General features: G+C 74.4%; 2 protein-coding genes. Both read right to left on the bottom strand.

The genetic code is table 11. The features are described 5' to 3' along the window. A partial coding sequence (locus FUT87_RS26495; protein WP_186830781.1) for an S-adenosylmethionine decarboxylase occupies positions 1–194 on the bottom strand: 194 nt, incomplete at its 3' end. 88 nt (positions 195–282) lie between these two features. Beyond that, positions 283–519, bottom strand: a 237-nt coding sequence (locus FUT87_RS26490) for a MerR family DNA-binding protein (RefSeq protein ID WP_147242915.1), incomplete at its 5' end; no start/stop codon positions are given.

Below are 519 nucleotides of genomic sequence, written 5' to 3'. Positions count from 1 at the left end.
AGCAGCAGCATGCCGGTGATGCCGCCCGGCGAGCCGTCGGCCGCGGCCGGGAAGCGATGCCAGTGTTCGCCCACCACGGTCAGTCCGGCCGACGCCACCGCCTCGCGAGCCTGGCCCGCCAGGCCGGGGGCGTCCGTCAGCAGCGCCGCGCGCGCGCAGCGGGCCAGGTCGGCGGTGAGATGCAGGCCGTTCATGGCGGCGGAGTGTAGGGCGGCGCCGTGTGGGGCGGCGCGACGCGCAGGGCCGGGTTTCGTCCGCGCGCCGCGGTCAGCGGGTGGCGGCTCAGCTGTCGACCGGCTGGCCGGCCTCGGCCAGCAGCGCGTGGCAGCGCTCCTCGTGCTGGGCGATCTCGGCGAGGGTGACCTCGATGTCGCTGAGCTGCTGCTGCAGCTGCTTGCGGTGCTGGTCCAGCACGCCGAGGAAGGCGCGCAGCTGCGGCACGGTGTCCGACTGGTTGTCGTACATGTCCACCAGCTGCTTGATCTCCTGCAGCGACAGCCCCAGGCGCTTGCCGCGCAG

This window comes from Mitsuaria sp. TWR114 (genome assembly GCF_007997345.1).
Note: the sequence above shows the minus strand (reverse complement) of the source record. Positions and strands in the feature narration are given on the sequence as shown.